Genomic DNA, 22,266 nt, shown 5'->3' on the forward strand with positions numbered 1-22,266 from the left:
GCACGGCAACGCATCGCCGAACGCGATTCTCTCATTTCATCACATAGCCGAAATTTTCAGCATTGTGAAAGAATGATTGGCCGGACCGCCCGATTTTTGCAATCTGCCCTTAGGGCGGCCCTGAATGGGGTTGCCTCAGAACACCACGACCGAGCGGATCGACTTGCCCTCGTGCATCAGGTCGAACGCGGTGTTGATCTCTTCCAGGCCCATGACGTGGGTGATCATCGGGTCGATCTCGATCTTGCCCTGCATGTACATGTCCACGATCTTCGGCACGTCGGTGCGGCCCTTGGCGCCGCCGAAGGCCGTGCCGCGCCAGTTGCGGCCCGTCACCAGCTGGAACGGGCGGGTGGAAATTTCCTTGCCCGCCTCGGCCACGCCGATGATGACGCTGGTGCCCCAGCCGCGGTGGCAGGCTTCCAGCGCGGTGCGCATCACTTCGGTGTTGCCGGTGGCATCGAAGGTGTAGTCCGCGCCGCCGTCGGTCATTTCCACGATCTTGGCGACGATCTCCTCGCGGCTCATGCCAGAGGTGTTGAGGAAATCGGTCATGCCGAACTTGCGGCCCCATTCCTCGCGATCGGGGTTGATGTCGACACCGATGATCTGGTTCGCCCCGGCAAGGCGCGCGCCCTGGATCACGTTGAGGCCGATACCACCGAGGCCGAAGACCACCACGTTATCGCCCACCTGCACCTTGGCGGTGTTGGTGACGGCGCCCACGCCCGTCGTCACGCCGCAGCCGATGTAGCAGCTGGTCTGGAACGGTGCGTCCTCGCGGATCTTCGCCACCGCGATTTCGGGCAGCACGGTGAAGTTCGAGAAGGTCGAGCAGCCCATGTAATGGTAGATCGGCTTGCCCTGGTAGGAGAAGCGCGTGGTGCCATCGGGCATCAGGCCCTTGCCCTGCGTTGCGCGGATTGCGGTGCACAGGTTGGTCTTGCCCGAAAGGCACGACTTACACTGGCGGCATTCCGGGGTGTAGAGCGGGATCACGTGGTCGTCCGGCTTCACGCTGGTGACGCCGGGGCCGACCTCGCGCACGATGCCGGCGCCTTCATGGCCCAGGACCGAGGGGAATATCCCCTCCGAATCGTGGCCGTCCAGCGTGTAGGCATCGGTGTGGCAGATGCCGGTCGCCATGATCTCGACCAGCACCTCGCCCTCCTTCGGGCCTTCGAGGTCCAGTTCGACGATCTCGAGCGGCTTCTTGGCTTCGAAAGCTACGGCGGCACGGGTTTTCATTACTGCATTTCCTTTGTCGGGACCTTGTCGGTTGTGATCGGCGCGGCGACCAGGTCGTCACCCTCGCGTTCCGGCAGCAGCAGGAACAGGATCAACGAGACGATCGAGCCCATGGCCATGATGATCGAGACCACCAGCAGTTCATCGTCGCCGAGCCACGCGAACAGCGCACCGGCCAGCAGCGGACTGCCCGCTGCGCCGAGGCGGCCGACGCCCAGCACGAAGCCGGTGCCGGTGGCACGGGCATAGGCGGGGAAGCCGCGAGCGAAGGCGGCGTAGTATCCGCTGATCGCTGCGTTGGTGAAGAAGCCGGTGAGGATCGTTGCCCACTGCCAGCCGTCCAGCGTCTCGCGGCCCATGCCGAAAGAGACGACCATGACGCTGCCGATCAGCAGCATCAGCGCAGTCGGCCACCTGATGCCGAAACGCGCCATGACGAAGCCGAACAGCGCGGAGCCCAGGAAGCCGCCCACGTTTGCCCAGGTCAGCACGGTCGCCGCATCGCTGGGTTCGTAGCCCGGCGGATAGTCGGCCACGATCTGCACGGCGAACTTCAGGATGTAATAGAAGGTGACGGTGTGGAACATGTAGCCGAAGGCCAGCAGCAGCGTGACAGGGCGTAGCTGCGGGTTCGACAGGATATCGGTGACCTTGGGCTTTTCCCGGTCGGCGGCGGCGGCCGGCAGCGAACCGATGGCCGGCTTGCCGAATGCGCCCAGCGTCTTGTTCACGCCTGCAAGGTTGTCCTTGCTGGCGTGATAGGCGGCGGTTTCGGGCACCACCAGCATCACAACAGGGATGAGAGCGGCGGTAACGATGGCACCGAAGTCGAACACGCCGCGCCAGCCGTAGGCGTCGAGCAGCCATTCCGAAGCTGCAATGCCACCCAGGATCGCGCCCAGCGGATAGCCCGCCACGTAAACCGCGATGCAGGCCTTGCGCCACTTGCTGTTGGTGCTTTCCGCCGTCACCGCATTGGTGGCCGTCAGCATGCCGCCGATGCCGATGCCGGTGATGAAGCGATAGACGAACATGTCGCCAACGCCGTTGGCGTGGCCTGCCATCCACATGCCCCCCGCCATCGCGACGAGGCAGGCGATCATGGTGTTCTTGCGCCCGAACTTGTCCGCCGCGCCGCCCAGCAGGACGGAGCCGAAGCCCATGCCCACCAGCTCTGCGGAAAGGACGATGCCCAGCTCGCTGCGGGGAATGCCCCAGTCAGCGGTAATGCCCGGCGCGGCGAACGCGCTGGAAAGCACGTCGAACCCGTCGAGCGCGTTGAGCAGCACCATCAGCACCACGACGGCCCATTGCCGCCAGTGCATTTCGGTATCGTTGATTACGTTGATGGGGTTTGCACCCCCGCCTGACGGTCCGGCCATAATTGACTTTGTCCTCTCCCTGGGAAAGCCCCTATTCGTGGATTCTGCTCAGCATTTCCACCAATTTTTCGACTTCATCGGCTGTGAAGCGGCTTTTCAGCCATGCTTCATGCTCTTCGATGCATTGTTTTGCCTGCTGCAGCGCCTGCTCGCCCTCATCGGTAAGGTGGAGCGATTGCTTGCGTCCATCGCTGCTGCTTTTCTCCCGCCGCAGGTATCCGCGCTCCTGCAGGCGATTGACGATGGTCATGGTCGTGGCCCGGTCCATCCGCAGGCGACTGCCCAGCTCAATCTGCGCCACGCCCGGATTCGCGCCCACCAGCCACAGCACGCTGACCTGTTTCTGGGTCATGCCCAGGGCGGCGAATGTCTCCGTGAAATGGCGGTAGACCGCGCCGTGCGCAAGGCGGATGTGGAAGCCGACGATCCCGTCGAGCTCGCCGAACTCTGGCGCTTCTTCGTCGGGTTTGTTTTTGGTCAATGCGGCTTGGGCCAAGGTCCTGCTCTCGTCTTGCTTGCGATTTTGTTAGTAAAGCATACAATCTTCCGCAAGGAGAGGACTTAAAATGGCGCAATTCCCCGATACCCCGAACTACACTGGCTTCAACACGCCCAGCCGGATCGAGGCCGACATCGAGAACCTGCAGCATACCGGCGAAATCCCGCCGGAACTGGACGGTGCGTTCTTCCGCGTGCAGCCCGATCCGCAGTTCCCGCCGCGACTGGGGGATGACATTTCCTTCAACGGCGATGGCATGATCACCCGGTTCCACTTCCACGACGGCCAGTGCGATTTCCGCCAGCGCTGGGCGCAGACCGACAAGTGGAAGCTGGAGAACGAGGCGGGCAAGGCGCTGTTCGGCGCCTATCGCAACCCGCTTACCGACGACGAAAGCGTGAAAGGCAAGATTCGCGGCACGGCCAACACAAACGCCTGGCTCTACGGCGGAAAGCTGTGGGCGCTGAAAGAGGATTCGCCCGCGCTGGTGATGGACCCGGCGACGATGGAAACGCAGGGTTACGAAAAATTCGGCGGCAAGATGACCGGCGAGACGTTCACCGCGCACCCAAAGATCGACCCCGACACCGGCAACATGGTTGCCATCGGCTATGCCGCCAGCGGCATGCACACCGACGACGTGACCTATTACGAGGTCAGCCCGGAGGGCGAACTGGTGCGCGAGGAATGGTTCAAGGTCCCGTACTACTGCATGATGCACGACTTCGCGATCACGCCCGATTACCTCGTGCTGCACATCGTCCCCAGCATCGGCAGCTGGGAACAGCTGGAGGAAGGCAAGCCCGCCTTCATGTTCGACACGACCAAGCCGGTCTACCTCGGCATCATCCCGCGCCGCGAGGGGCTGAAGGACGAGGACATCCGCTGGTTCAAGCGCGACAACTGCTTTGCCAGCCACACGATGAACGCCTGGCAGGACGGGACGAAGATCCATTTCGTGACGCCGGAATCGAAGAACAACTTCTTCCCCTTCTTCCCCGATATCCACGGCGCTCCGTTCAATCCGCAGGAATCGGTGACGCATCTCACCGAATGGGTGGTGGACCTTGCCAGCAACGGCGACGATTTCGCCGAGATCAACCGGCTGAGCGACACCTTCAGCGAATTCCCGCGGATCGACGATCGTTTTACCGGGCGCAAGAACCGCTACACCTGGGGCCTTGAAATCGACATGGCCCGCCCGCTCAACCTGCCGGGCGGCAGCGCCAGCGGCGCGCCGATGAACTGCCTGTTCCATAAGGACATGGAAACCGGCAAGGAACAGCACTGGTGGGCAGGGGAGACCAGCACCTTGCAGGAGCCCTGCTTCATCCCGCGCAGCAAGGACGCGCCCGAAGGCGACGGTTGGATCGTCATGGTCTGCAACCGTCTGGCCGAACATCGCAGCGACCTGCTGGTGTTCGACGCGCTCGACATCGAGAAAGGCCCGATCGCCACGATCAACGTGCCGATCCGCCTGCGCTTCGGCCTGCACGGCAATTTCGCCCGCAGCGAGGATATCGGACTGAAAGTGCCCGAAGCGGCCTGATCCTGATCAGGGGGGAGGAATGTGATGATCGATTTCAGGCTGTTGTCGTGCGTGGCTGGGCTGGCCCTGGCGGCGACCACGGCGCCAGCCTTTGCGCAGGACGAGGACTGGCAGGCGTGGGACGTGGTCGGGGGTTGCCGGGGCCTCGCTCCGCTCGATAACGTCGAGACCGGGCCCTCGCTGGCCTTTCGTGACCCTTCGCCGGCCACCATCGCCATGCGCCGCGAACTGCTCAACCCGGCGGTCAATTCCTTCACCTTTCGCGAGGCAGGCGAGGTCTTCGCCCACCGCCCGGTAAGCGCCGCCGCAGAGCCGTCCGACCTCAGCGAGGCGGAAGGGTTCCTGATGCCCGGCGACTACGCCGCTTTCGCCCATGCCACCCACACCGATGCCATGCTGGTGATGCGCGACGGGGCGATCGTTTTCGAGGACTATCGCAACCGCTACTCCCCGGACGAGCGCCACATCGGTTTCTCCATGTCGAAGACGATCGTCGCGATGCTGGTGGGGCAGGCCCTGGCGCGAGGCGAAATCGCCTCGCTCGACGATCCGGCGACACGGTACTGGCCTGCGCTGGAAGGCGGCGGCTACGATGGTGTGACGATCCGCAATCTCCTAGAGATGCGCAGCGGCGTCGATATCGAGGAACGTTACGACTTTGGCGAGAACCCCAGCCTAGCCGCGTGCATCCACGATACCGCCATCGTCCTCAACCGCGCCCGCTTCGCCGATTTTGGCATTGCCGCAGGACGGCGGGACGAACCCGGCAACACCTTCAATTACGCAACGCTCGACACCGCCGTGCTGGGCCGCGTTGTAGAGGAGGCGACCGGTCTGCCACTGGAGCGGTTGACTGCCGCGCGTTTGTGGGAGCCGCTGGGCGCTGCGCACGAGGCTTTCTGGCTGGCTGACGGGCCGCAGGGCACCGGACGCGCTCTCGCCGGGATGGGCTTCAACGCCACGCTGCGCGATTTTGCCCGGCTCGGCCAGCTCATGCTGGACGATGGTATCGTGAACGGTGAGCGCGTCCTTCCGGAAGGCTGGGTGGATCGGATGACTGCGATGCGCCCGCTCGATCCGGAAAGCCCGCGCCCCGGCTACGGTTTCCAGACCTGGCAACTCGGACAAGAGCCGGACGCTTACTCGGCCATCGGGCTGGCCGGACAATACATCTACGTCCACCCGCAAAGCCGCACGGTCCTCGTGAAACTGAGCCATTATCCGCCCGGCGCCGAGCTGGACGACGTGGTGGCGGACTATTTCGCGCAGGTGGCGAATACGCCGATGTAGCTTAGCTGCGGGGAGGGCGACGCAGCTAATCTAGGGCGATGTAATCCTGCGTATTCGCGTCCTACTGGAAGGCCGTGCCGATGGGCGAATCCAGCAGGTGGAGCCAACGGTCGTCGGCGTTGAGCACCGAACCAAGGGCAACGTAATGCGGCTTGGCGCCGTCACGCTCGTCCTGCGCGATGCCTTCGTCGGTTCCGCGGATGCGCCACCCGCTGTCGGGATAGCGATCACCCTCCTGCGTCATGTCCGGCTCTTCACGGTAGAGATAGTCGGCATGGCTGCGCCCGCGCAGCACGCAATCGTCGACGAAGCACCGGTCCCAGTACTCTCGCGGCTCGGGCACCGTGGGCCTGGGGTTGTCCTTATGGAAGGTCGTGCCGATCGCATGGGTGAGCGGCACCCGGACGCGGTCGCCTTCGCGGATCAGGCTCATGCCGGCGGGCTGGTTGTCCAGGGTGCCGGTGACCATTCCATCGTCGACGCTTTCGATCAGCACCCACATGCCTTCAGCGGAATATTCCGGCTCGCCTTCCGTCTGGCGAAAGATGATCTGGATACCATCCAGCGGCTTAACCGCCGCCAGTTCGTCCGCATGGGGAAGGAAGAACGTGTAGGGGTTCGCCGCCGCAATCGGGCGCGGGTCGTCAATGGCAATGCCCCTTGGCAAAATCGAAGCGGTCATCGCGATATATTAGCGCACACTGGTTGACGTTTTGGACTGCTGCACGGAACAGGGGGCAGGAAGAGGAGACGCCGATGATCGAACCCGGACTGGAATTTGTCTACGAAGCCAGCGGAGAGCTGGAGGAACCGCGCCAGATCGGCGAGACTTACGATGGCACTCGGCGCATCATCCCGATCCTGTCGGGCGGCTATGTGAAGGGGCCGAAGATATCGGGCAAGCTGATGGGCAATTCCGGCGACTGGCAGCTCACCCGCTCCGACGGGGTGACGGTGGCGGATGCGCTTTATGCCATCGAGACCGACGATGGCGCGCTGATCCAGATCCGCAATCGCGGGCTGCGCCACGGACCGGTGGACGTGATGCGCCGCCTCGTTGCCGGGGAGGATGTCGACCCCAGTGAATACTACTTCCGCACGGTGCCCGAATTCATCGCGCCCGACGGGAAATACGATTGGCTCAACCGCTCCATCTTCATCTGCAGCGGGGCGCGTTATGCCAACTCTATCAAGCTGTGGGTGTGGCGCGTGACCTGAGTTCGCGCTGAGTAGCTGGATGTAAAGAACGGCGCGGGAATGATTCCCGCGCCGTTTCTTGCGCGCATGAAAAAGGGGCGGCCCTCGCGAGCCGCCCCCTCTTACCCGTTCGGGCTATCCGGCGCCTGGCCGGATTTCCTTACCAGGTGACCTGGAAACCGGCGCGCGCGCCGACTTCGCCTTCGTCGAAGCCGATGCCGAAGCCACCGGTGAAGGCCGCATTGTCGTTGATGCGGGCAGCAAAGCTGGCCGAACCGGCAACGCGGTTGTTGTAGTAGCCAAAGCCGCCGGCAACACCGAAGCTATCGGTCGGCATGAGGACCGGCGATTCCATCGACAGCGCTATGGCGACACCTTCGTTCGCTTCCCGTACGCCCTTGGCGTTCTGCGACGTGAGGTCGAGATCGATTCAAAGCCCGTGGCTTCCGAGTTTTCACCGCAAGCCAGTGCGTCTTCGCTGGTGGAGGTCGCACCGTTGTCGGTGTCGGCGGGATCGGCAACCCCGTTGTCGTTGGTGTCGAGAAGACACTCGGCTGCGCTGGCATTTTCAGGGCTCGCACCCACCATCGCGATGGTAGCAAGAGCAAGACCCGACGCGCCCAGCGCCATGGTCGTCATCTTACGGAAAGATTTCGAATCCGAATTTCTCATTTATTCCTCCTGTGTGGTCGAACCGGGCCGCGAAAGGACGGTACGACGGCAGGAGGGAAGAACCCTGACTCTCCATGTGAATACTCCCCCTGTTGCGCGTCGCAGCCCCCCGACTGCGGTGGTTACCCGATTCTGGGCGACGCACAAGCCACGCCATTTTTCACGAATTGCAGCCCCCCAATGCGAAAATTTTCGCAAAATGAAGGGAATACAGGGGATAGGAAAGGTAAGGAGCGCGGTTAACGGCGGGGTAACTTCGTAAACACGGCGCTAACGCCTCAGGCAATGCGCAGGTCGAGCAGCGTCGGCTTGCTGGCGCCGAAACTCCATTCCAGAGCTGCGTCGAGATCCTCGACCGTGTCGACCCGGCGGCCGGCTACGCCGTGTCCCTCGGCAATCTTCACGAAATCGAGGCCGGTAAGGTCGCAGCCGGGCACGTGGTTCATCCCGAATTCGCCGGAAAAGCCCGTAAGCGCGGCGTAGGCCGAGTTGTTCATGATGACGAAACTGATCGGCAGCCTCTCCTGGAACGCGGTGAACATGCCCTGGACCGTGTACATGGCTGCGCCGTCACCCAGCACGGCAATCACCTTGTCATCCTGGGCCATCGCCACACCCAGCGCGCCGGGCAGCGAATAGCCGAGGCCGCCGCTGGCGCAGGAATAGAAGCCGCCCTCTCGCGTGATCGGCAGGGTAACGTGTTCCGGCCCGCGCGCGGTGGGCGATTCCTCGACGATGATCGCATCTTCCGGCCGCAGCGCTGCAATGCGTTTCAGCACATAGGCTGCGGTCATTTCCGCAGGTGGGTCGATCAGCTGGTGGGTGGGGCCGGAATAGGCCCGCTTGTTGGTCCGTTCTGCCAGAAGGGCCAGCCCGTTGTCCACGTCGCCCAGCACGCCGCCCCCGCCGGGAAGGTTGGCGAGGTGTTGCGGATCGTCGGACAGGGCCATCAGCCTGGCATGGGGCGGCCAGTGCGGACCGCTGCCCTCGACGTGATAGGTGAAGACCGGGGCGCCTGCCACGAGGATGGCATCGAACGGATCGAGCGCGTCACGGATCTGGTCCCGCCAGGCGTTGAGGAAGCCTGCAAACTGCGGGTGGTCTTCGGGAAACGTCTCGCGCGCGGCGTAGGGCGCTGCGAACACCGCGCACCCGGCTTTTTCTGCCAGCGCGATGGCGCTTTTCCAGCCACCCGCATTGGCAACGCCGGTGCCCAGCACCAGCGCGGGGCGTTCGGCAGCGTCCAGCATCGCGGAAAGCCGATCGATCCCGGTGGCAGATGGCACGGTGACGGCATCGACATCCGGCAAGCCGGGCATCTCGCACTCCCGTTCCCAGTCGTCCACGGGGATGGACACGAACACCGGACCCATCGGCGGGGTGAGCGCGGTGATGAAGGCGCGGATCAGGGCCAGCGGCACGTCCTCGGCGCGGGCGGGTTCGATCGCGAACTTGACATAGGGACGCGGGAATTCGCTCGGCCGCTCGGCATAGAGGAACGGGTCGAAAGGGAGGATGGAGCGCGCCTGCTGACCCGCCGTCACCACGATGGGCGCATTGTTCTTCCACGCGGTGAACAGGTTACCCAGCGAATGCCCGGTGCCCGCCGCGCTGTGAAGGTTGACGAGAGCGGGCTTGCGGGATGCGCGGGCGTAGCCATCGGCCATGCCCATCACCACCGCTTCGTTGAGGCCCATGACGTAAGGGAACGGCATCCCCTTTAGCATGGGCAATTCGGTAGACCCCGGGTTGCCGAACAGGCGATCCACGCCGAAATGCTCGAACACCGCGAACGAAGCTTCACGCACCGTTGTCATCTTGTTGTCAAACCTCCTCGCCGCCGCGCCGCGCGCGGTCGAGCATGCCTGCTTCGTCCTTCTTGTACCGCGACAGCACGATCAGCAGCAGCACCACGATGAACGGACAGACGAGGTTGAGCGTGATAAGCGCCTGCGCCAGGTCGCCGCCGTTCTGATCCGAAATGATCCCCACGAAATAGGGGCCGAGGCCCTGGCCCAGCAATGTCATGATGACGAGGTAGGTGGAGAAGATGATCCCGCGCATCCGCGGCAGGGCGAGGCCCAGCAGCAAGGTGTAGGTAGGCGGCAGCCACAGCGTGAGGATCAGCGAGTAGATCGTGTAGCGCACGTAAAACTCGGTCAGCGTTTCGGCGCTGTACGTCCAGATGCCGAAGAATGGCGAGATGCCCAGCGACAGGATGACCAGGATGATCATTCCCTTGGCTCCCATTCTTGCATGCAGCCAGTCCGCCAGCGGGCCTGCAACCAGCGCGCCGATTGTTGCGAGCAGGGCAGAAAGCAGACCGAACTGGAGGCCGACGTCGGCCATCGACAGGCCGAACTGGCGGATGAGGATCTGCGGGCTGGCAAACATTACACCGTAGTTGATGGCGGTCTGCAGGCCGCCCAGCACCATGATCATCAGCAGCGAGGGATTGAGCACCACGTTGAACGTCGGCTTGTCGGTAAGACGGAAATTCTGGAACAGGTTGAGCACCACGAATGCGCCGAAGCCGAATACGCCCCACTGGAGCACGTGCGGGCTGAGCGAGACGGCACCGAAATCCAGAGCCGGGCGCGGCGAATAGGTGGAGGTGAGGTTCACCATGAGCGCGCAGAAGCCGAGAATTACGGCCAGCCCAATCAGGTTTATTGCCCACTGCCGCGCCCCCGCATCGCGGCGCCACAGGTTCATCCAGTTGGTGCCCGGCGTGACGGCACCCAGCACCCCTGCACTGGCGCGGAAGGGAGCGGGATCCTTCTTCGTGGTGATGCCGTCCATCGCCCCGCGTTCGGGCTCGCGAAGCTTGTAGATCAGCCATGCCAGCGGGAAGCCGGGCAGGGCGGCGACGATGAAAGCGAACTGCCAGCCGCGAAAGCCCAGCGGCGCGCCGCCATCGGCATAGCGCAGATCCCACCACTCGGCGGCAATCCCGCCCAGCGCCATGGAAAGGCCGAGTCCCAAGGCAAGGCCCACCCCGAGACCGCCCATGGCAAGGCCGCGCCGGCTCTTGGGCAGCGAATCGAACAGGATGGAATTGGCCGCAGGCTGCGTCGCTGCCTCGCCCACGCCCACGCCGAGGCGGGAAATGGCGAGCAGGGTGAACCCCTGGGCAAAGGCGGCGAGCCCTGCGAAGAAACTCCACCCGGCAAGGCAGATTGCCAGCAGCTTCGTGCGTGTCCAGCCGTCTACCAGACGCCCCAGCGGGAGCGAGAACAGGGCATAGAACAGCGCAAAGACAGTGCCGTAGAGCAGCCCCATCTCGGCATCGCCGATGCCCAGGTCGTTGCGGATATCGTTTGCCAGGATGGAGAGGATCTGCCGGTCGAGCAGGCTCATCATCTGGGCGGACGACATCAGGATGATCGCATGCCAGCCATAGCGGCTGATGCGGTTGTCGGCCTTGGCTTCTCCCGGCGCGGCAGGCGAAAGCGGAACGCCGGGGGCCGAACCTGCCGCAGGCGGCGTCGTCGAAGGGCTATCGCTCACAGGCCGAACAGCTTCTCTGCATTGGTCTGGAAGAACTTGACCTTCTGTTCCTGCGAAATGTCCATCGCGTCCAGCAGCCGCACTTCATCGGGCACGTACTGGTAGGGATAGTCCATCGCGTAGAGCACGCGGTCCTCGCCCATCACTTCCATCATCAACTTGATGCTGGCCGGGCTGGGCAGGCCGGAGTTCGTGCCCCAGACGTTGTTACGCAGGTAGTGGTGCAGGCTGTGCTGCAGCGGCTTCAGCCTGTCGTACCGCTGCGAGCGGACGCCGGCGTTGAACATGTAATTGAAGCGGTCGATCCAGAACGGCAGGCCCTCGCAGCCGTGGCCCAGCACCAGCTTCAGAGAAGGATAGCGGTCGAACACGCCCGTCGTCAGGATGCGCAGCGCGTGGTAGCTGGTTTCCATCGCGAAGCCGAAGATCGCGCCTTCCAGCCCTGCGTCCACCATGCCGCCGATCATCTCGTCGGGCGGGCCCTGCGGGTGGATGTAGAGCGGGATGTCCATGTCGGCGCAGGCGCGCAGGATGGGGTCGAACTGCTCTTCGTCGAGGTAATGGCCATGCGTGTGGCTGTTCACCTGCACGCCGACGAAGCCCAGCTCTTCCTTGCCGCGCTTCAGTTCCTGCGCGGACCATTCGGCGTCCTGCGGGCAGATCGCGGTCATGCCGATGAAACGGTCCGGATGGTTCTCGCAGGCGGCGGCGAGGCGATCGTTGGCGCGCGATGCGATACCCTTGCCTTCCTCGGCGTCGTGCAGGGATTGCGTGCCGGGGCTGGTAAGCGCCAGCACGGCCTTGTCGATCCCGGCCTCGTCCATCGCGGCGAGGCGCAGGTCGCCAAGATCAAGCAGCCGCTCACGGATGAAGGTGGTCCGCTCGCTTGGGCTGGTGCCGTAGAAACCCCACAGCGAAACCGTGCCCTTGTCGGCGCGGCCTTCCTTCACCAGCCGCAGGATTGCGTCCATCTGCTCCTCGGTGGCGAATGCCTCCTCGGTCGCAATCCGCAGGTAGCCATGCTGGCCGCCGGTTTTCAGTTCACTCGTCATGCGCCATCCTCTCCCATCAAGCGCGTTTCAGTATTCAGCCCCGGCCGATCAGCCTTCGTGGACCGCTTTCACGACCATGCAGGCCTTCACGCCCTCGGGACCGTCCTCGCTGCCGTGGCCGGACCACTGGACACCCTGGAACGGCGCGTCGGGCCCTGCGATCATGTGCGTGTTGATCCCCATCATGCCGACTTCCACTTCGTCGGCCAGCCGGCGCTGGCGCTTCACGTCGTTGGTCCAGGCATAGCCCGCCAGGCCATAGGGCAGGCGGTTCGCCTCGGCGATCATGTCGTCCTCGGACTTGTAGGGATTGATGAGGGCGAGCGGGCCGAACGGCTCCTCGTTCATCACTTCGGCATCCAGCGGGATTTCGCTCAGCACGGTCGGCTGGAAGAAATAGCCCTGGTTGCCGATGCGTTCGCCGCCGGTGTTGACGCGCGCGCCCTTGTCTTTCGCGTTGGCGACGAATTTTTCCATCGCATCGGGGCGGCGCGGATTGGCCATCGGGCCCATCTGCGTGCCGTCCTTCAGGCCATCGCCGACGACGGTGGCGGCCAGACGCTCCGCCATGCCGTCGCGGAACTTTTCGAACACGTTTTCCTGCACGATGAAGCGCGTGAGGGACACGCACACCTGCCCGGCGTTGCGGGTCTTGCCCGGAGCGGCGGTGGCGAGCACCGTGTCCACGTCGGCATCGTCAAACACCAGCACCGGGCCGTGACCGCCAAGCTCCATGGTGGTGCGGATCATGTTATCCGCCGCCAGCTTGGCGAGATGCTTGCCGACGACCGTAGAGCCGGTGAAGCTGAGCTTCTTGATGATGGGGCTGGCGAGCAGGTGGCTGCTTACCTTGTCGGGCACGCCGAACACGGCCTGCGCCACTTCCTTGGGCAGGCCCGCATCGTAAAGACATTGCAGGATGCCCAGCGCCGAGGCCGGGGTTTCTTCCGCACTTTTCAGGATGATCGAACAACCCGCCGCCACGGCTGCGCCCAGCTTGCGGCTGGGATTGCCGAGGGGGAAGTTCCACGGCGCGAAAGCGGCAATGGGGCCGACCGGCTCCCACCGCACGACGCTGCGCTGACCCACCGGGCGCACCAGTTCGCGGCCGTAGAGGCGCTGGCATTCACCGGCGGCGAAATCGAACCATCCGGCAGAGGCCATGCATTCGATCTTCGTCTCGCCCACCGGCTTGCCCTCTTCCATCGTGGCAATGCGGGCAAGGTCGTCGGCGCGCTGGCGGATCAGGGCCGCCGCACCGTGCAGCACTTTCGCTCGTTCCGCCGCGGGCGTGTAGCGCCAGATCCTGTAGCCGCGCTGCGCGGTTTCCAGCGCACGGTCGAGATCGGCCTTGTCGGCCAGCGGCAGTTCGGCCAGCGTTTCGCCGGTAACGGGGTTTACGACATCGAATGTGCGCCGGCCCCCGCCGGAAACCTTCTCGCCGTCGATCACCATGTGGAGGGCTGGGTACTGTGTCATGGAACTCCTCTCGAGACATCGCCGCGACCCGCTTCCACGGAGGCTGTCGCAAGTCCGTCCTTTTATTATCCGGTCAATTCCGGCTGCCTAGATGCAAAGGCAGCCCTTCGACAAGTGCATAGCAGGCGACAAGGACCGTTGCTCCTCCTGCCTTTCCGCGCTCGTGCCAGTCGGAGTGGCCTCGCGGCTCTCGGACATTCTCGACTCTCCCAAATCGTAAGTTGTGCTTACAATTGTGGGAGCGGGCGGATAGAGTCAACGAGATTGGGGACGCGGCGGCAAATTGGCTGAAGGCGCAGGTTAAGCTTGGACGCGCTAGGAGAGTAACCATGATCCGAACTGTCATCGCCGTCGCGCTTGCAATCACCCCGTCGCTTGCCCTTGCGCAGACGCCGCAGCTCAGCCTCGATCACCGGATGCTGGTGCGCTGCTCCGCCGCCTTCGCCATCGTCGCCAATGGTCAGGCCAACGGCAATGCGGACGCCTTGCGCTATCCCGACCTCTCGCAGCGCGGGCGCGAATTCTTCGTCCGGGCATCGGCGCAGGTGATGGACGAGGCCGGCCTCAGCCGCGAGGAAATCTCCGCCGCGCTTTCCGCCGAGGCGCAGGACCTGTGGGACGAAGGCACGATCGACGAGGTCATGCCCGTGTGCCTCACCCTTTTGCCCGCAGAATAATCGTCGACCATTCGCTCTGGGCGCTGGACCCGAAACGCCTGTTGCGGCATTAGCAACAGGCAAGCATGTGGCAACTCTACTACTTCCCGCTCTGTCCATTCAGCCGCAAGGTACAGCTGGTGCTTTCCGAAAAGAAAGTGCCCTATACTTTGCAGAAGGCCTACCCGTGGGAAGATGACGACGCCTTTCACGCGCTGAACCCGGCGGGCAAGACCCCGGTGCTGCACCATGCCGAACGGCGGCTGGTGCTGATCGACAGCCAGGCGATCTGCGAATATTTTGAGGAAACCGAAAGCAAGAGCCCCCTGATCCCCGGCTCCGCCGCCGCACGCGCCGAAGTGCGCCGCCTGACGGCGCTGTTCGACGACGGCCTCTACGGCGACGTGACCGAGCCGCTGATCTACGAGAAGATGAAGAAGCGCCTGATCCTGCGCCAGTCGCCCGACAGCGGCACCTTGCGCGCGGCCATGCGGCTGACGCACGAGCATCTCGACTACATCGACTGGCTGATCGACAACCGCCGCTGGCTGGCAGGGGCCCAGCTCAGCCTCGCCGACTTTGCCGCCGCCGCACAGCTCTCGGTGATCGACTATCTCGGCGGGATCGACTGGACCGGGCATGACCAGTCCCATGCATGGTACCGCGTGATGAAGAGCCGCCCCAGCTTCGCTCCGCTGCTGAGCCAGAAGATGGAAGGACTTCCCGCACCGCGACACTACGCCGATGTGAATGCGTGATTTGTAGGTCCCTCAAGCGCCGGGCGCAGCGCGTCCGCGCTGCTTGGCTTTCCTCGCATAAGCTCGGGCGGCCGTTCGGCCTTGCGGTTCGCCTTCGGCGAACCGATATTCTTCTTAAACGTTAGAGCCTTTAGCAGTTCGGCCTGCCCCTAGCAGGCCGCAAGGGCGAATGCCCGCCCGCAGCGGGCGCGCAGCGAAGCGGAGCGCATCTAGCGAGGACGCTCCCACGGAGGTGGGAGCGAAAAACAAACACGGAGTATTCCTGATGTCGGACAAACTTAATCTCACCGAAGCCGAATGGCGCGAGAAGCTGACCCCGGAACAGTACCGCGTGCTGCGCGAGGCGGGGACCGAACGGGCCTTCACCGGCAAGTACGAGAAGAACAAGGCCGAGGGCGAATACAAGTGCGCCGGTTGCGGGCAGCCCTTGTTCGAAAGCGAAGCCAAGTATGACAGCGGCTCCGGCTGGCCCAGCTTCACCGCGCCTGCCGACCAGTCGGCGGTGGAGATGAACCAGGATGTCTCGCACGGCATGGTTCGCACCGAAGTGGTGTGCAGCAAGTGCGCCGGACACCTGGGCCACGTTTTCCCCGACGGGCCGGGGCCGGAAGGGCTGCGCTACTGCATCAATTCTGCAGCGCTGCAATTCGAACCGGAGGAAAAACCGGGCGAATGATCGTGCCGGGCGTTCACCCTGCATTACGTTTGCCCTATGCATGGCGGTGCCGAAGCTGAAGGATTGCGCTTGCCAAGCGCGCGATTGCAGGATTTTGACGACTGATGTCGAAGCGTCGGGGCAGCAGCTCCAACAAAAGAGGAACCCGTTCGCGCCGCGCCGCATCGAAGGCGCGTGAGCGGGAAGCTGCCGAGCGTGGTTTCAAGGCGACCTTCTGGCGCTGGACGAAGCGGGCGGCCATCGGCGGCGTGCTGGTGGCACTGCTCGCCGCCATCGGCCTCGCCACGGCAGTGTTCTTCGCCTCGCGCAGCCTGCCGTCCTACGCCTCCCTTCGCGAAAGCCAGAACGGGCAGACCATCCTCGTGCGCGCCCGCGACGGTTCGCAGATCGTGGAACTGGGGCCGAGCTATGGCCAGTGGCTGGAAGCGGACGAAATTCCCGGTGTGATGAAGCAGGCGATGATCTCGGTGGAGGATCACCGCTTCTATTCGCACTTCGGCGTCGACCCGATGGGCCTCGCCCGCGCGGTCTACAACGCCACGATCGAGGATCGGCAGGTTTCGGCCACCTCCACCATCACCCAGCAGCTGGCCCGCAACGTCTTCCTCAATTCCAATCGCACGCTGGACCGCAAGCTGCGCGAAGCGGTGCTGGCGATGGCGCTGGAATGGCGTTTCTCGAAGGAACAAATCCTCGAGCTGTACCTGAACAAGGTCTATTTCGGCGGCGGTGCCTACGGCATCGATTCCGCCAGCCGCAAGTTCTTCAGCCATTCCGCCCGCGACCTTAGCCTGGAAGAAGCCGCGATCATCGCCGGTCTGGTGAAGGCTCCCAGCCGCTATTCCCCCACCGCAGACGTGGAAGCCGCCGTGGGCCGTGCCAACGTGGTGGTTGGGCAGATGGTGCGCTATGGCGACCTCGACCCGGCCGTGGCGCGGCAGGTGAACGTGGATGCGGTGAAGCTGTCCACCACCGAGGGGCAGAACTCGATCCGCTATTTTACCGACTGGGCCCTGCCGCAGCTCGACCTGCTGCTGCCCAGCGGTACGTTCGAGCCGATCGAAGTGTGGACCACGCTGGATGTGGGCATGCAGCGTGCGGCAACCACGGCCATCCAGTCCAACGTGCCGGGGCAGGCTCAGGGCGCGCTTGTCAGCTTGGACCGCGACGGGGCGATCCTCGCGCTGGTGGGCGGCACCGACTACGTCACGTCCAACTACAACCGCGCCACCGATGCGATGCGCCAGCCGGGCTCTGCGTGGAAGCTGTTCGTATACCTCGCCGCGCTGGAAGCGGGCTACACCCCGGACGACCGGGTGCAGGACGTGCCGGTGACGATCAACGACTGGAGCCCGCGCAATTCCGGCGGCACCTATGCCGGCGAGATCGACGTGCGCAGTGCCTTTGCCTATTCGAAGAACACCGTTGCCGCGCAGCTCGGCAACGAAGTGGGCTTTTCCAACGTTGCCAGCATGGCGCGCCGGTTCGGCATCACCACGCCGATCAGCACCTATCCCTCGATGGTGCTGGGCACATCGGAAGTGCGTCTGATCGACATGGTGCGCGCCTTTGCCGCGGTATCCGCGGGCGGGCGCTCCATCGAGCCCTATGGCATCATGCGCGTCACCACCGCCGATGGTGAAGAGCTCTACACCCACAAGGAATCGCGCGCCTACACGTTGGTGCCGGACTATGTCGCGGCCGGGATCACGGACCTGTTGCAGACCTCCGTTGCCACCGGCACCGGACGTGCGGCGCAGATCGGACGCCCCGTCGCAGGCAAGACCGGCACTACCAGTTCGAACCGCGACGGCTATTTTGTCGGCTTTTCCAGCGGCATCACCACCGGCGTGTGGATGGGCATGGACAACAACGATCGCGTGCCGGCGCTGCAGGGCGGTCGCGCCCCGGCGCAGGCCTTTGCCGCCTTCATGCGCTATGCCGTGCGCGACCGCCCGGTGGAGGAATTCGACACCGACCTGCAACTGCCCGAGTGGCAGCTTGAGCCGGACGATGAATTCTACTTCGGCGAGGACGAGGATTATTACTTCTACATCGACGAGCAGGGCAACCTGGTGGATCCGAGCGGGAACCAGGGCCGCTATGGCGAAGGCTTCGATGTCGAAGGCGAGGGCGAGAACGTGGTGCGCGATCCGCTGGATCCGCGCGGCATGGACGTGCGGCCCGGCCAATTACCCGAACCCGCGCCCACGCGCGCGCAGCCCCCGCGCCGCGCCAATCCGCCTCCTGCTGCGAGCGACGATTTCCTGGAGCGCGCGACGGGTCAGGACCTGCCGCGCGACGACCGGCAGCAGAACTATCGCCCGGCGCCCAGCGGGATTATCGAACAGCGGTTCTAGGCTGGCACCCCTCGCGGCGGAAAACTGGCCAGAAACGATGAAGGGGCGGTAGCCTTGCGGCTCCGCCCCTTCGTATTTCATTCCGATACGATGATCGGGCGGCTGCCTGCCTAGTCTTCCATGAAGCGAACCGGAACCGATTGCGTGGTGCCCTGGCGGCTGCGAACGCGCAGCAGCACGGCTTCGCGGCCATCGTTCTGCACGGCGCGCAGCACCGCTTCGAGTTCCTCGACACTGGCGATTTCGCGTCCGTTCGCAGACAGGATCATTACCCCGCGTGCGAGGCCCCGGCGTGCAGCATCGGATGCCGGATCGACCGCGAGGATCGCGAGACCCGTGGTGTCGGCAGGCTGGCCGAGCTGACGAGCGATCTGCGGCGTGATCTCTACCGCCTGAATGCCCAGCACCTCTTCCATCAGGCCGCTGCCGCTTTCCTCCGGTTCGGGCGCGGGCATGCTTTCGTCCTCGCCCTGGAACATGTTCTGCCGCATCAGCTCTTCCTCGCTGGGGCGGCGGCCCACGGTCAGGTTCACGCGGCGTCGCTCGCCATTGCGGATGAAGGTGAGCGGCACGGTGGTGCCCGGTTCGATGTTGGCGACGATGCGCGACAAGGTATTGTCGGGCGTCACTTCCTGGCTGTTGACCGATACCACCACGTCGCCCGGCTGAAGGCCAGCGCCTTCGGCGGCTTCGCCGGGCTGCACGCCCTGAACCAGTTCGCCAACACCTTCCTCGATGCCGAGAGCTTCGGCGATATCCTCGTCCACCGGCTGGATCTGCACGCCCAGATAGCCGCGCTCGATCGCTTCACCCGCGATCAGGGTGCGCACGATGGGTGCTGCGTCCTCTGCGGGGATGGCGAGGCCGATGCCCACGCTGCCGCCCGAAGGCGAGAGGATGGCGTTGTTGATGCCGATGACGTTGCCCTGCATGTCGAACAGCGGGCCGCCGGAGTTGCCGCGGTTGATGGCGGCGTCTGTCTGGATGTAGCGGTCGAACGCGCCGCCCGAGCCAGTGGAACGCTGCACAGCGGAAACGATACCGCTTGTCACCGTCCCCCCAAGGCCGAAGGGATTGCCGATGGCGATCACCCAGTCCCCCACGCGCGCCTGCGCGCTGTCGCCGAAGTTGACGAAGGGGAAGGGTTCGGGACGGCTGATCTTCAGTACGGCAAGGTCGGACGAGGGATCGGTGCCGACCAGTTCGGCTTCGTATTCGGTGCCGTTGGGCAGAGTGACCGTCACCTCTTCCAGCGTTGCGCGCGCATCGGGCGAGACGACGTGGTTGTTGGTGACGACGTAGCCGTCGGCAGAGACGATGAAGCCCGAGCCGAGCGAGGTCGCCTCGCGCCGCTGCGGTCCGCCGCGGCGCTGGTTGAAGAACTGGCCGAAGGGCGTGCCCTCGAACGGGTTCTGCGCCTGCGGGATAGTGATGGACTGGCGGGTGGAGATGTTCACCACCGCCGGTTGCAGCGCCTCCGTCAGGTCCGCGAAGCTGGCAGGCGCACCTGCAACCGGCACGGTGTTCTGCATCTGGATACGGTCGTTCTGTGCGACCTGGGCACCTGCGGGAAAACCCGTCAACAGTGAAATGGCTGCCCCGCCTGCCAGCAGGGCCGATGTGAAAGCGTATGAATAGCGCACTGGCTTCACGTCCTTTGTATCCTCTTGGTCTTCACGCGTCCTCCTGATGCATTCGCATGGGGGCGCAATTGGTTCCGTCCCGAGACGCGCCTTCCACCCGAAACCGGCTGAACGCGCGTTTAACGACAAGTGTAGTCGTCAATCCCGCCCCGGTCAGCGACCGGGATTGCGGAACTGGCGGAGGTATTCGTTATCCGGGCTCAGGATGATCGAGCTTTCGCCTGAGCCGCCCTCGAAAGTGGAGCGATAGGACTGCATGGCCCGGAAGAAGTCGTAGAAGTCGGGGTCCTGGTTGTACGCTTCGGCATAGATCTGCGCGGCGTTGGCTTCCGCCTCCGCCCGGATGATCTGCGCATCGCGGCGGCCACCGGCGCGGATCGTTTCGGCTTCTTCCTGACGATCCGATTCCATGCGGTTGAACGCGGCCTGCAGCGGCGTGCCCTGCGGCAGGTCCGCGCGCTTGATACGCACGTCCAGCACCTGCGCGCCGTACTGCCGGGCCTGCCGGTCCAGCGCTGCGCGAATGTTGCTCATGGCCGTGCCGCGTTCCGGCGTCAGTAGGCTGGCGAAAGTCCGCCGGCCAAGCTCCTGCCGCAGCACCGAGGTGAGGATGGGTTCGAGCTGGTTGACCAGCTGCTCCTCGCTCGATGCGCTCTGCACGAACAGCACGGGATCGAAGATGCGATACCGGGCATAGGCGTTCACTTCGAGACGCTGCTGGTCGTTCGAGAGGACGGTTTCGCCTTCCATGTCGAGATCGAGCACGCGCCGGTCCACCATCTGCACGCGTTCCAGGATCGGAATGCGCCAGGAGAGGCCCGCTCCGGTCTGGCCATAGGGCTCGTCCGGATCGAAGCGATTGATGACCCGGTTGGGTTCACCGGTGCGGATCACGACGCCCTGATGCGTCTCGGGGACGATCACCATCATGGACATGGCCAGCACCGCCAGCACGGCAACGGCGACGATTGCGGTCTTGTAGCGTTCCCACATCTTACTGCCCTCCCTGCTGGCCGGAGACGGTGAGCGACGGACCCTGCGCTTCCTGCGAACGGCGGCGCACTTCGGGCAGCGGCAGGTAGGGGGTCACGCCATCGGCTTCGACAATGGTCTTGTCGGTATCGCGCAAGACACGCTCCATGGTTTCGTAATACAGGCGGCGCCGCGTCACTTCGGGCGCGAGGCGGTACTGCGAGTAGATTTCGTTGAACTCGGCCGCGCTACCCTGGGCAGAAGCGAGCAACTGCTGTTCGTAGCGGCGCGCCTCGTTCAGGTTGCGCTCGGCGTCCTGGCGCGCGGCAAGCACGTCGTTGAACGCCTCGATCACCTGCTGCGGGGCTTCGGTACGGGCGATTTCCACGCCCTGAACGGCAATGCCCGCGCCGTAGGAATCGAGCAGCGTCTGCATCCGTTCGCGCACCCGCGTTTCCACCTGTTCGCGGCCCGCACCCGAGAGCACGGTGTCGAGATCGGTTTCCGCGATGGCGGCGCGCATGGCGCTTTCGGCGGATTCGCGCAGGGTTTCCTGCGGATCGGCCAGCTGGAATTCGTAAAGAACCAGATCCTTGATGTTCCAGCGCACGAGGTAGGAGAGGTCGACGAGGTTCTGGTCCCCTGTAAGGATCAGGTTCTCGGCCCCGTCGCCGATCGTCTCGCGGCGGATTTCGCTCACGTTTTCCACGCTCACCGACTGGATCGGCCAGGGGAAGGTCCATTCCGTGCCGGGGTTGAGCGTGCGCGAATACTTGCCGCCAAGCCACGTGACGGTGGCCTGCTCGCGCGGCTGGATGAAGTGGATGGAGGTGGCCAGGACCCACACGCCGATGATGGCGGCGATTGCCAGTGGGAACCAGCTGCCGCCACCGGGACGCTGCGGGATGCGGAAGTTCGGTCCGCCCGGACCGCCGCCACCGCGACGGCGCGGGCCTTCGGGGCCGCGGTTCTTGAAGATGTCCTCGATATTGGCGCTGCGCCGTCCGCGATCCGAGCCGCCACCAGCGGAGCCGCCGCCGGGCAGCCACGGGTTGCGCGGTCCGCGCGGGGGCGGTGCATCGTTCCCGCCGGCCGGCGCGTCATCCCCGCCATCGCCGCCGGAGCCGCCATCGTCGTTACCACCACCAGAGCCGCCGGGGGGCTTCCCCCAGGGATTGCGCTTTCCAGCCATTGCCAGGCCGAACCTTTCGAAAAACCCACCCAAAGATGTCATGCACCTATCTATAGGTAAGGTTTCGACAAAAAACAGGGGGTCGAAGGTCCAATATTGCTGACCTTGGCCGACGAAGGCGCTAGCAGTCC

20 protein-coding genes are annotated in these 22,266 nt (G+C 64.3%); 7 read left to right on the forward strand and 13 right to left on the reverse strand.

Annotation, left to right across the window (positions count from 1 at the left end; genetic code table 11):
- Nucleotides 1–135 precede the first annotated feature (135 nt).
- From ABFX23_RS01910 to ABFX23_RS01920, 3 genes are read right to left on the reverse strand one after another with little or no spacing between them, the layout of a single operon-like run.
- Entirely contained in the window at nucleotides 136–1,248 is a 1,113-nt protein-coding gene (locus ABFX23_RS01910; RefSeq protein WP_346031439.1) for an S-(hydroxymethyl)glutathione dehydrogenase/class III alcohol dehydrogenase, read from the reverse strand.
- Nucleotides 1,248–2,630 (reverse strand): MFS transporter, encoded by a 1,383-nt coding sequence (locus ABFX23_RS01915; RefSeq protein ID WP_346031440.1) that lies wholly within the window; start codon nucleotides 2,628–2,630, stop codon nucleotides 1,248–1,250. The genes ABFX23_RS01910 and ABFX23_RS01915 overlap by 1 nt, the downstream gene beginning before the upstream one ends.
- A gap of 31 nt (nucleotides 2,631–2,661) precedes the next feature.
- Entirely contained in the window at nucleotides 2,662–3,126 is a 465-nt protein-coding gene (locus tag ABFX23_RS01920) for a Saro_0803 family transcriptional regulator (RefSeq protein ID WP_346031441.1), read from the reverse strand.
- Between the two features lie 70 nt (nucleotides 3,127–3,196).
- Between ABFX23_RS01920 and ABFX23_RS01925 the strand changes: the two genes are divergently transcribed.
- Nucleotides 3,197–4,678, forward strand: coding sequence for a lignostilbene-alpha,beta-dioxygenase (locus ABFX23_RS01925; protein ID WP_346031442.1), 1,482 nt, complete (start codon nucleotides 3,197–3,199; stop codon nucleotides 4,676–4,678).
- Nucleotides 4,679–5,080: 402 nt separating this feature from the next.
- Nucleotides 5,081–5,968 carry a serine hydrolase domain-containing protein gene (locus ABFX23_RS01930; protein ID WP_428831633.1) on the forward strand — a complete coding sequence of 296 codons (888 nt, stop codon included), beginning with the start codon at nucleotides 5,081–5,083 and terminating at the stop codon, nucleotides 5,966–5,968.
- Nucleotides 5,969–6,029: 61 nt separating this feature from the next.
- Here ABFX23_RS01930 and ABFX23_RS01935 read toward each other — a convergent pair whose 3' ends face one another.
- Entirely contained in the window at nucleotides 6,030–6,650 is a 621-nt protein-coding gene (locus tag ABFX23_RS01935; protein WP_346031444.1) for an immunity protein Imm33 domain-containing protein, read from the reverse strand.
- Between the two features lie 74 nt (nucleotides 6,651–6,724).
- Here ABFX23_RS01935 and ABFX23_RS01940 point away from each other — a divergent pair, with 74 nt between their 5' ends.
- On the forward strand, nucleotides 6,725–7,186 hold the full coding sequence (locus ABFX23_RS01940) for a DUF3237 domain-containing protein (RefSeq protein WP_346031445.1): 462 nt from the start codon (nucleotides 6,725–6,727) through the stop codon (nucleotides 7,184–7,186).
- Between the two features lie 139 nt (nucleotides 7,187–7,325).
- On the opposite strand, the gene ABFX23_RS01945 is transcribed toward ABFX23_RS01940, so the two are convergent.
- The 6 genes from ABFX23_RS01945 to ABFX23_RS01970 form a co-directional block, all read right to left on the reverse strand.
- Nucleotides 7,326–7,520 (reverse strand): YadA-like family protein, encoded by a 195-nt coding sequence (locus tag ABFX23_RS01945; protein ID WP_346031446.1) that lies wholly within the window; start codon nucleotides 7,518–7,520, stop codon nucleotides 7,326–7,328.
- 8 nt (nucleotides 7,521–7,528) lie between these two features.
- Nucleotides 7,529–7,837, reverse strand: a complete 309-nt coding sequence (locus ABFX23_RS01950) for a hypothetical protein (RefSeq protein WP_346031447.1) — start codon at nucleotides 7,835–7,837, stop codon at nucleotides 7,529–7,531.
- A 278-nt stretch (nucleotides 7,838–8,115) separates the two neighbouring features.
- Nucleotides 8,116–9,654: a benzoylformate decarboxylase gene (gene mdlC, locus ABFX23_RS01955; RefSeq protein ID WP_346031448.1), complete on the reverse strand. Its 1,539-nt coding sequence runs from the start codon at nucleotides 9,652–9,654 to the stop codon at nucleotides 8,116–8,118.
- Nucleotides 9,655–9,661: 7 nt separating this feature from the next.
- On the reverse strand, nucleotides 9,662–11,347 hold the full coding sequence (locus ABFX23_RS01960) for an MFS transporter (protein ID WP_346031449.1): 1,686 nt from the start codon (nucleotides 11,345–11,347) through the stop codon (nucleotides 9,662–9,664).
- Nucleotides 11,344–12,399, reverse strand: a complete 1,056-nt coding sequence (locus ABFX23_RS01965) for an amidohydrolase family protein (RefSeq protein ID WP_346031450.1) — start codon at nucleotides 12,397–12,399, stop codon at nucleotides 11,344–11,346. The genes ABFX23_RS01960 and ABFX23_RS01965 overlap by 4 nt, the downstream gene beginning before the upstream one ends.
- A gap of 48 nt (nucleotides 12,400–12,447) precedes the next feature.
- Nucleotides 12,448–13,878: an NAD-dependent succinate-semialdehyde dehydrogenase gene (locus ABFX23_RS01970; protein ID WP_346031451.1), complete on the reverse strand. Its 1,431-nt coding sequence runs from the start codon at nucleotides 13,876–13,878 to the stop codon at nucleotides 12,448–12,450.
- A 329-nt stretch (nucleotides 13,879–14,207) separates the two neighbouring features.
- On the opposite strand from ABFX23_RS01970, the gene ABFX23_RS01975 reads away from it, so the two are divergent.
- From ABFX23_RS01975 to ABFX23_RS01990, 4 genes are all read left to right on the forward strand, one after another.
- Nucleotides 14,208–14,555, forward strand: coding sequence for a hypothetical protein (locus ABFX23_RS01975; RefSeq protein WP_240624660.1), 348 nt, complete (start codon nucleotides 14,208–14,210; stop codon nucleotides 14,553–14,555).
- A gap of 65 nt (nucleotides 14,556–14,620) precedes the next feature.
- Nucleotides 14,621–15,292: a glutathione S-transferase family protein gene (locus ABFX23_RS01980; RefSeq protein ID WP_346031452.1), complete on the forward strand. Its 672-nt coding sequence runs from the start codon at nucleotides 14,621–14,623 to the stop codon at nucleotides 15,290–15,292.
- 265 nt (nucleotides 15,293–15,557) lie between these two features.
- Nucleotides 15,558–15,968, forward strand: coding sequence for a peptide-methionine (R)-S-oxide reductase MsrB (gene msrB / locus ABFX23_RS01985; protein ID WP_346031453.1), 411 nt, complete (start codon nucleotides 15,558–15,560; stop codon nucleotides 15,966–15,968).
- A 104-nt stretch (nucleotides 15,969–16,072) separates the two neighbouring features.
- The gene (locus ABFX23_RS01990) at nucleotides 16,073–18,328 is read left to right on the forward strand and encodes a transglycosylase domain-containing protein (RefSeq protein WP_346031454.1); all 2,256 of its coding nucleotides are present in this window, start codon (nucleotides 16,073–16,075) and stop codon (nucleotides 18,326–18,328) included.
- A 110-nt stretch (nucleotides 18,329–18,438) separates the two neighbouring features.
- On the opposite strand, the gene ABFX23_RS01995 is transcribed toward ABFX23_RS01990, so the two are convergent.
- The 3 genes from ABFX23_RS01995 to hflK form a co-directional block, all read right to left on the reverse strand.
- Nucleotides 18,439–19,971, reverse strand: a complete 1,533-nt coding sequence (locus ABFX23_RS01995) for a Do family serine endopeptidase (RefSeq protein WP_346031455.1) — start codon at nucleotides 19,969–19,971, stop codon at nucleotides 18,439–18,441.
- A gap of 153 nt (nucleotides 19,972–20,124) precedes the next feature.
- Nucleotides 20,125–20,964 (reverse strand): protease modulator HflC, encoded by an 840-nt coding sequence (gene hflC, locus ABFX23_RS02000; protein WP_346031456.1) that lies wholly within the window; start codon nucleotides 20,962–20,964, stop codon nucleotides 20,125–20,127.
- A gap of 1 nt (nucleotide 20,965) precedes the next feature.
- Nucleotides 20,966–22,135: a protease modulator HflK gene (gene hflK, locus ABFX23_RS02005; protein WP_346031457.1), complete on the reverse strand. Its 1,170-nt coding sequence runs from the start codon at nucleotides 22,133–22,135 to the stop codon at nucleotides 20,966–20,968.
- Between the last annotated feature and the right edge of the window lie 131 nt (nucleotides 22,136–22,266).

This window comes from Erythrobacter westpacificensis, assembly GCF_039542285.1.
Lineage (GTDB): Bacteria > Pseudomonadota > Alphaproteobacteria > Sphingomonadales > Sphingomonadaceae > Alteraurantiacibacter > Alteraurantiacibacter westpacificensis.